This window comes from Microcoleus sp. Pol11C3 (assembly GCF_036701485.1).
Classification (GTDB): Bacteria; Cyanobacteriota; Cyanobacteriia; order Cyanobacteriales; family Microcoleaceae; genus Microcoleus.
In genome coordinates, this window is record NZ_JAUBQW010000193.1 from 1 (window position 1) to 8,796 (window position 8,796).

Here is an 8,796-nt window from a genome sequence, read left to right on the forward strand (position 1 = left end):
AGGATGCCAGACCAGCCTACGAAGACGAAGCGATCGCGTTTGAGCCAGTCGTCGAGGACATCAAATATGCCTCTTTCGGTCTGGGCGCGTCCGACTGCGATTGTCATTGCGGTAAAATCCTTTTGCTTGTTAAAAGACCAAGGTTTCTAATTAAAGTTAACATAACTATATATTAGAAGTTCATAAATTTCAACTAAAACAGCAGGGTTCCCCCACTAGAGGCGTACTCGATGAAAGCGTGGTTGGGAGGAATGCCATCTTGGTTGACGATGCTCAGCAACAATCCAACTGACCCTTCGTCGCCAAGCGGCGAGTTGACGGTGGTTGAGGAGTTAAGTCCTGTAGGTTAATTCACTGAACTTTACGTTAATTACCTGCATTACGTGGCAAGCTGTAGAATTAGTTAGCATGATTCACTATTGGATACCTACTCAACTCCAAGACAAGCAGCCGAACATTTTGGAGTTTGCCTGCATACGCTCAGGCGATGGGAGAAGGATGGCACGATCAAGGCAATTCGCACACCCGCCGGTCAACGACGATACTCAATCAACTCTTATGCCGGACGCAATACAACCAACGTTAGGACTATCCTGTACGCCAAAGTCTCCAGCCTGCATCAAAAAGCTGACCTTGACCGACAAATTGCCAAATTACTGGAACTCTATCCATCAGCCGAACTCATTACCGACATTGCCTCAGGGCTCAACTTCAAAAGGAAAGGACTTACATCCATTCTGGAAACCGTCCGTACAGGCAATGTCGGATCTGTTGTTGTTGCCCACAAAGACCGACTCGCCAGATTTGGCTTTGAACTCATTGAATGGCTCTGTCAACTCGATGGAACAAAAATCGTGGTTCTCAACCAAGACAACATTTCTCCTGAACGAGAAATGGTCGAAGACATTCTTGCGATTGTTCACGTCTTTTCCTGCCGACTCTACGGACTTAAAAAATATAAAACTCAAATCAAGGAAGATTCAGATTTACCCAGAGCCAGCACTAGCCCTGATTTGGAAGACGTGGATGGCAGCAGCGCGATATTGCTACAACCAAGCAATATCTCAACAAAAGCAAGACCGCCTAAGTAAGCTCAAATTGCGTAACAAAATTATGCAATCAGATTTACCGAAGTGGGTAAAAAATACACCATGTCATCTCAGGCAAAATGCTATTTTCGATGCTCATCGAGCATATTCCGCTAGTCGGGATGCCAAATATCGAAGCATTCGCAATCCTCGCTCTACGGTGAAATTTAACGATTCTAACTTCCGAGATGGGATGTGGTTTAAATCAAAAGTAAAAGGGCTAAAATTCACCGCCTCTGAACCGGTTCCAGTATCTTGTAAATATGGTACTCAGCTAGTTCTACATTGTGGCAATTGGTTCGCAATTTTCCCGGAAAAATACGATTCAAAACCATCGGGTTCTAACTCTGTAATTGCCTTAGACCCCGGTATTCGGACATTTTTGACGGGTTATGACTCGGAGAAAGTAATTGAGATTGGTAGTGGAGATATCGGAAGAATCACCCGCCTATGTCAATATCTTGACGAGTTAATTGGGAAAATGACTAAAGTGTCTGCCCAACAAAGAAGAGCGATGAGAAAAGCGGCGTCAAGAATCAGAAACAAGATTCAAAGTCTTGTTGACGAGCTTCACAAAAAAGTGGCACATTTTCTGACCAAAAATTATCAAGTTATCTTCCTGCCAACATTTGAAACCTCTCAAATGGTCAAGCGTGCCAAGCGGAAGATCAATAAGAAGTCAGCACGTCAAATGTTGACATGGGCGCATTATCGCTTCAAGCAAATCATCAAGCATCAAGCTGATAAAAATGGCTCGATAGTGGTTGATGTATCAGAAGCCTATACGTCTAAGACTTGTGGAAATTGTGGTCATATCCATCGAAAACTTGGTGGTTCTAAAGTGTTCAAATGTCCTAATTGCCAAACGGTAATTAAACGAGATTTGAACGGCGCACGTAATATCTTGTTACGTGCTTTGTCGGATTCGACCTGTTCTGTCAGTAATGACGGGATTGCTATCGTTACATCTCCAGCATTGCAGAGCTATGTAGAGAAATGTTCAGCGTAAATGAATCAGTTCAGATACAAGCCCCCATCATAGCGGTACTCCGCTTGATGGCGGGTAGTTGACCATAATTAGCAGGAGTTGATACACAATCCCCACCCACTCGTCGCGATCGCGTCAGTGAACTGTGTCGCTCGGTGGGCTAATTGAATTAAAATTTGGCTTTAAGGCTGTTTAATTTTATGACTGCAAAAACAATGACCTCGATCGATCCTGTCCTGCGCTACCAGGTTGTGGGCTCCCGCCGCTTCAGCAATTTCTGGTGGGGGACGATTGTCACCATTGGAGGGACTGGTTTCCTGCTGTCGGGTCTTTCCAGCTACTGGCACGTGAACCTGCTGCCTTTTGCTGACCCGACTCAGCTTGTTTTCATCCCCCAAGGCATTGCGATGGGTTTCTACGGTGTCTGCGGCGTGCTGTTGGCGCTTTACCTGTGGCTGACTATTCTCTGGGATGTCGGAGGCGGTTACAACGAATTCGATCGACAAACTGGTAACATTCGGATTTTTCGCTGGGGATTTCCCGGCAAAAACCGCAAACTTGATTTTACTTGCAAGACATCGGACGTGCAATCTGTGCGGGTAGACATTAAAGAAGGTCTCAATCCCCGCCGCAGTATTTATCTTAAGCTCAAAGACCGCCGTCAGTTTCCCCTGACTAGAGTTGGACAGCCGATTGCTTTGTCTGAGGTTGAAAATCAAGCCGCGGAATTGGCTCGATTTTTGCAAGTTCCCCTAGAAGGACTATAGGGATTGTAGATTGTAGATTTTAGATTGGTAATGTCTCGTAGTAATGTCTCGTAGGGTGTGCAATACACACCTTACCTACCTGATAAGTGAAAAAGATTGATCGGCGAGTAAGCCCGTTACCAATTTTTTAATTTATCAATTAAAATTTCTAGTTGCCAAGTCCGTAATAGACTCAAAGTGAAAATACAAATGCAAATGCAAATCAAAATTCAGCGGTGGTTGTTCTCATTTTTAATAATTGGTGCGTTGTTTGTTGGGGGATGCGGTAGTTCCCCGGCTGCAAACTCGACTCCGACACCGAATCCGGCGTCGGGTGAAAGTATTTCTTTGTCTCCGTCTCCGTCTCCTGCTGTGGTAGCGGCGAGTTCGCAATTTAGCAATTTGCCACGCTTGGAAGGAAAAGCAACGGTGGTGATGACGGTTAAAGGTGCTCCAATTACGATCGAACTCGACGGCAAAAATGCTCCAATTACTGCGGGCAATTTTGTCGATTTGGTTCAGAAAGGAGTCTACGACGGGCTGGTATTTCACCGAGTCGTGCGGGAACCTCAGCCTTTTGTAGTTCAGGGCGGCGACCCCCAGGGTAAAGACCCTAAATTCCCTACAGCGCGACTGGGAACTGGCGGTTTTATTGACCCGAAAACTTCTGCAGAACGCAGGATTCCTCTGGAAATTAAAGCTAAAGGTGCTGCCAATCCGACTTACAGCCAAACGCTAGAAGAAGCTGGGGTTAAGGAGAAACCCGTGTTGATGCACAGTCGCGGGGCTGTTGCTATGGCTCGCTCGCAGAGTCCTGATTCGGCGTCTTCTCAGTTTTACTTTACTTTGACCGATGTGCCGTTTTTGGACGGTAGCTATGCAGTTTTTGGGTACGTGAAGCAAGGGATGGATGTGGTTGATAAGATTCAAGCTGGCGATCGCATTGATAAGGTTACTGTTACTCAGGGCTTGGAAAATTTTAAGGCTGTTAGCTGAAGGTAGTCATTAGTCATTAGTCAGCAGTCATTAGTCAATGGATGTTGTTGTTACTGGAATTGGTCTTGTTTCTGGTTTAGGAACTCTGGAAACTGGCTGGAAAAGACTGCTGTCAGGAGAATCGGGAATCGATCGGCATCAACCTTTTTTAGAACTTGAACGGCGACCTTTGGCTTTAATTGGCAAAAAACCTGCCGATTTAATAACTTTAATTCGGCAGGTTTTAGCAGATGCTTTGCAAGATGCTAATTTGACTTTGCCTTTGCCTGATTGCGGAATTGCGATCGGTTCTAGCCGCGGCTTCCAGGCAAGTTTGGAACTGTTGGCAAGAAGCGAAGGAAGTTCGGCAACGAGCACTGTACAAGATGTAACGGATATCAGGAAGAAGGAAGAGGGAAGAAGCAAAAAGGAAGAGAAAAGAGAATTCTCAATTCCCAATGCCCAATGCCCAATGCCCAATGCCCAATTCCCACTTCCCAATTCCCACTTCCCAATTCCCAATTCCCAATTTGTGAATTTTTTGCCTCACATGGGGGCGATCGCAGCGGCGAGGGCAATTGGCTCCACGGGGCCGGTACTAGCGCCGATGGCTGCTTGTGCAACGGGTATTTGGTCGATCGCCCGTGCTGTTGATTTAATCCGCACTGGTGAGTGTCAGCGGGTGATCGCAGGTGCTGTGGAAGCGCCTATCACACCGCTGACTGTGGCTGGATTTAACCGGATGGGTGCTTTGGCAAACACTGGGTGCTATCCCTTTGATGAAAATCGGGAAGGCTTTGTACTCGGTGAAGGCGGGGCTTTATTGGTATTAGAATCTGCCCAGTTGGCAAGGCGTCGTGGTGCTAAAATATACGGTCGAATATCCGGTTTTGGCTTGACAAATGATGCTTGCCATGCTAATGCGCCGGAGCTGGGGGGGGAAAGTGCGATCGCGGCGGTAAATCAATGTTTGAAACGCAGTAATTTAGGGACGGTTGATATAGATTTTATTCATGCTCACGGTACTGCAACTGAGTTAAATGACCGACACGAAGCACTGTTAATTCAGAAATTGTTTCACCGGAAAGTTGCTGTTAGTTCGACTAAGGGGGCTACGGGTCATACTTTGGGAGCTTCGGGAGCTTTGGGCGTGGCTTTTTGTTTGATGAGTATTAAATATCAGATGTTGCCACCTTGCGCGGGAATGAAAAAACCGGGGTTTGAATTAGATTTTGTTCGCTGTGCCCGATCGGCTATTGTGAGAAACGCGGTTTGTTTGAGTTTTGGCTTTGGCGGGCAGAATGCTGCGATCGTTTTATCTGGCGATCGTTAATTTTTGGCAATTTTGTCGAGCGGCATTTAAATTGCACCATCTCTCTACAGTTAAAATCTTGTAGGGTGGGTCGCAGAGCCCGATCGCACATCCAATTTTTATCTGAAAAATAATACCATATTTATCTATTTTAGTCAATTAACTGAGAATTTTGGTGAGATTGCTGGTACTGCTGTCCTAGTCTGGCTCTGCATCCCGACGCTGATCCTTCCAAGCCAAGGATGCCAGAACATAGAGTCCGATTAAAGCCGTAGGGTATTTTATCAACGCATCAATGCTGATCGGCGAAGATAGAAGAAAGAAACTGTTTAAATCAATCCTCGGGTATTTTCACATGGATCTGGCCTCTCATCGATTTATGTCTTTTTTTGAAGCAGAGCAAGCTGCTCACCTGTGCCAAATAGCTGTAGTGGAGAGTTTTGCTGAGGAAACACTAGTTTTTGAACAAGGAGAAACAGCCGATTTTTTGTATCTAGTTTTAGAAGGTAAAGTCGAGTTTAGCAAGCGGATTGAAAACAATAAATATCAAACTGTTGCTGTCGCGGGGCCCGACGATTATTTTGGCGAACTCGGAGTTTTAGACGGAGAGCCTCGCAGCGCTAGAGCTGTGGCAGTTGCAGGCTCGACTTTGGCAAAAATAGCCCGTGAAGAACTCATAACAACTCTCAAGTTTGCTAAAGGCAGTTCGGTACTGCAAATGTTTAGTTTCATTACTAAAAATTTACGGGATACCACGGATCAATATGTTAGCCAGTTCGTCCACAAACAAAAAATGGTATTGGTAGGAGAAATGGTGAGTACAATTATTCACGATTTCAAAAATCCTTTTACGGGAATTAAGCTCTCCAGCGAAATGCTCAAAGAAATGCACCCGGATGAGGAAACTCAGGAGTGGTGCGAACTTATTCAATTGCAGGTTCAGCGAATGTTGGGGATGGCTGAAGAAGTATTAGAATTTTCGCGTGGCAACTCTGTATTAAATAAAAAACCCGTTAATCTAATCCAGACGTTGCAACAGTTTGAAAGGTTGAACAGAGTTTATTTTGAGGCGGCAAAAGTAGATTTGGTCTTACGGGTGACAGAAGTGATAGTGGAAGCAGACGAAAATAAAATTTTGCGTGTTTTGCAAAATTTAGTTGGGAATGCTGCTGAAGCTTTTGAGGGGCGCGGGGGGCGAGTAGAGATTATTGTGACACAAAGTGAGGAGTGGGCAGAAATTAGCATTTACGATAACGGCCCGGGCATCCCGGAGGCAATTAAGGAAAATTTATTTGAACCTTTTGTGACTTATGGCAAGCGGACTGGTACTGGGTTGGGAACGGCGATTGTTAAGTCAATCGTTGATGCTCACCAAGGGGAAATTACTTATGAGTCGCAGGAGGAAAAAGGGACAACTTTTTACATCCGCTTGCCGAGAATCATGACTTTAGCGGAGCAAGTTTAAGTAGGTAGGCAGATATATACTTAGGAGGTTTTCACGCTTGCCTCATAAACTTAGTTTATGAGTAGATTTTCTGTTACCAAACAATATTTTTCTAAGAAACCGGGTTTAAAAGCGTAAGTCCTAATACTGTGTAGCTAGTTGCAGAATCCAGTAGAATTGAATTAACGAAGCGCTAAAAATCTGATGCCAGTTACTATTCAAACCTTACCCACAGAAGTTATCAATTTAATTGCCGCAGGCGAAGTGATTGACTCGATCGCCGCTGCGGTACGAGAATTAGTTGAAAATTCTCTGGATGCTGGCGCAACTCGCATCGTTGTTTCTGTCTGGCCCGAACAGTGGCGGGTGCAAGTTGCAGATAATGGTACGGGAATGGATATGGAAAATTTGCAGCAGGCGGCTTCGCCTCACAGTACGAGCAAAATTACCACTGAAGCTGACCTTTACAAAATTGATACTTTGGGATTTCGTGGGGAAGCTTTGCACAGTTTAGCTCAGTTGGGCTGTTTGGAGGTTTTGAGCAGGCCAAATGATTTGGGATTGGGGGATTTTTCGGAAAATCGAGAATCGGCACAAACCCGCGCCAAATCATCCTTTAAGAAGGGGGGAGTTGAAAATGAGCGATCGGGCTGGCGGGTGGTTTACAACAACGCAGGCGTTGCTGTGGAGGTTGAAACAGCGGCGATCGCTCCGGGTACGGTCGTGACTGTTGATAATTTGTTTGGCAATTGGCCTGTGCGCCGCAGTTTTTTGTCGCCGGCACAACAAATGCGATCGATCCAATTAACCATTCAGCAAATTGCTATTTGTCACCCGCACGTTAATTGGCAGTTACGTCAAGGAAATACCCCTTGTTTGCACGTAACTCCTGGTAGCACAGCCGAACACATTTTACCTCAATTTGTGCGCGGCGTGCGTGCGAGTGATTTGCAGTATTTAAAGTTAGATTTGCCTGGGAGTCCTGAAAATCAGAAAGCCACAAATTTTTCACTAGAAACTCAACTTGTTGGAGCTACAGTTAAGCCTAATTACCAATTACCAGTTGCCAGTTCCGAATTCCCAATTCCTAATTCCCAGTGTTTGGAGGTAGTAATTGGTTTGCCCGATCGCTGCCACCGCAGGCGGCCGGATTGGGTGAAGGTGGGGGTGAATCGGCGAGTTGTGCGATCGCCCGAATTAGAGCAAACTATTCTCAGCGCCTTTGCCCGCACTTGTCCGCGCGATCGCTATCCCGTGTGTTTTGTTCACCTGCAAATCTCTCCCTCAGAAATCGACTGGAACCGCCACCCGGCTAAAGCAGAAATTTATCTGCATGATCCGAGTTTTTGGCAATCACAAGTTAGCGCTGCAATCGATCGCGCTTTGCACCTGAATGATGAAGTTTTGCCTGCTGCCCCAATTCCCGAGCGAGTGGGACAATTGCTGAAGGCATCGGAACAAAAAAGTGCTTACAGTGTCGGGATTTCGGCTAGGCAGAATGACAACGGCGGCGAACAGGAAAAAGCTAATAAAATAGGATTGATGGAATTGAGGGCGATCGCTCAAGTTCACAATACTTACATTGTTGCCGAACATTCCAGCGGAATGTGGTTGATAGAACAGCACATCGCTCATGAGCGCGTTTTATACGAGCAATTGTGCGCGGCTTGGCAGCTAAAATATCTGGAAAAACCAGTAATTCTTAGTCAATTATCGGCGCTGCAAATAGAGAATTTATCTCGCTTGGGCTTGGAAGTAGAAACATTTGGGGAACAGCTATGGGCTGCCCGCGAAGTTCCTGAATTGTTAGCAGATCGAGATGACTGTGCGGATGCGCTTTTTGAACTCAGTAAAGTTGCTGATTTGCAAGCAGCTCAAGTTGCTACTGCTTGCCGCAGCGCTATGCGAAACGGTACTCCTTTGAGTCTTTCGCAAATGCAGAATTTGTTAGATGAATGGCAGCAAACTCGCAATCCGCGCACTTGTCCTCACGGCCGCCCTATCTATTTTGCTTTGGAAGAATCGACTCTAGCTCGGATTTTTCGCCGCAGTTGGGTGATTGGTAAAAGTCACGGGATTTGAAAGTTGATTTGACATCCGAGGGCGTTCACCTCAATCTGGCTCGATTTAAAAAAAATCGTGAAGCTTTATTAAAAATAGTGGCTGATATATAGCATTTATCGAAAAGATGAGGTATGATATAACTGACTTGAAAGGAGTGAAAAATATAAGACCCCAAAATG

The 8,796-nt window shown here is 45.6% G+C and carries 7 protein-coding genes and 1 pseudogene; 7 read left to right on the forward strand and 1 reads right to left on the reverse strand.

Annotated elements, in window-relative coordinates; all coding sequences use genetic code 11:
- A pseudogene (locus QUA40_RS26345) lies at window positions 1-107 on the reverse strand (photosystem II D2 protein (photosystem q(a) protein)); the annotation flags it as partial.
- Window positions 108-419: 312 nt separating this feature from the next.
- On the opposite strand from QUA40_RS26345, the gene QUA40_RS26350 reads away from it, so the two are divergent.
- The 7 genes from QUA40_RS26350 (at window position 420) to mutL (ending at window position 8,635) form a co-directional block, all read left to right on the forward strand.
- A complete protein-coding gene (locus QUA40_RS26350) occupies window positions 420-1,091 on the forward strand; it encodes an IS607 family transposase (RefSeq protein WP_445301201.1) in 672 nt (223 codons plus the stop codon).
- Window positions 1,012-2,097, forward strand: coding sequence for an RNA-guided endonuclease InsQ/TnpB family protein (locus QUA40_RS26355; RefSeq protein ID WP_445301202.1), 1,086 nt, complete (start codon window positions 1,012-1,014; stop codon window positions 2,095-2,097). The genes QUA40_RS26350 and QUA40_RS26355 overlap by 80 nt, the downstream gene beginning before the upstream one ends.
- Before the next feature lie 179 nt (window positions 2,098-2,276).
- Window positions 2,277-2,843: a photosystem I assembly protein Ycf4 gene (locus QUA40_RS26360; protein ID WP_333131351.1), complete on the forward strand. Its 567-nt coding sequence runs from the start codon at window positions 2,277-2,279 to the stop codon at window positions 2,841-2,843.
- A gap of 189 nt (window positions 2,844-3,032) precedes the next feature.
- Entirely contained in the window at window positions 3,033-3,818 is a 786-nt protein-coding gene (locus tag QUA40_RS26365) for a peptidylprolyl isomerase (RefSeq protein ID WP_333131353.1), read from the forward strand.
- 37 nt (window positions 3,819-3,855) lie between these two features.
- Window positions 3,856-5,130, forward strand: coding sequence for a beta-ketoacyl-ACP synthase (locus tag QUA40_RS26370; RefSeq protein WP_333131355.1), 1,275 nt, complete (start codon window positions 3,856-3,858; stop codon window positions 5,128-5,130).
- A 334-nt stretch (window positions 5,131-5,464) separates the two neighbouring features.
- Window positions 5,465-6,574 carry an ATP-binding protein gene (locus QUA40_RS26375; RefSeq protein ID WP_333131357.1) on the forward strand — a complete coding sequence of 370 codons (1,110 nt, stop codon included), beginning with the start codon at window positions 5,465-5,467 and terminating at the stop codon, window positions 6,572-6,574.
- 183 nt (window positions 6,575-6,757) lie between these two features.
- On the forward strand, window positions 6,758-8,635 hold the full coding sequence (mutL, locus tag QUA40_RS26380; RefSeq protein ID WP_333131359.1) for a DNA mismatch repair endonuclease MutL: 1,878 nt from the start codon (window positions 6,758-6,760) through the stop codon (window positions 8,633-8,635).
- Window positions 8,636-8,796 lie beyond the last annotated feature (161 nt).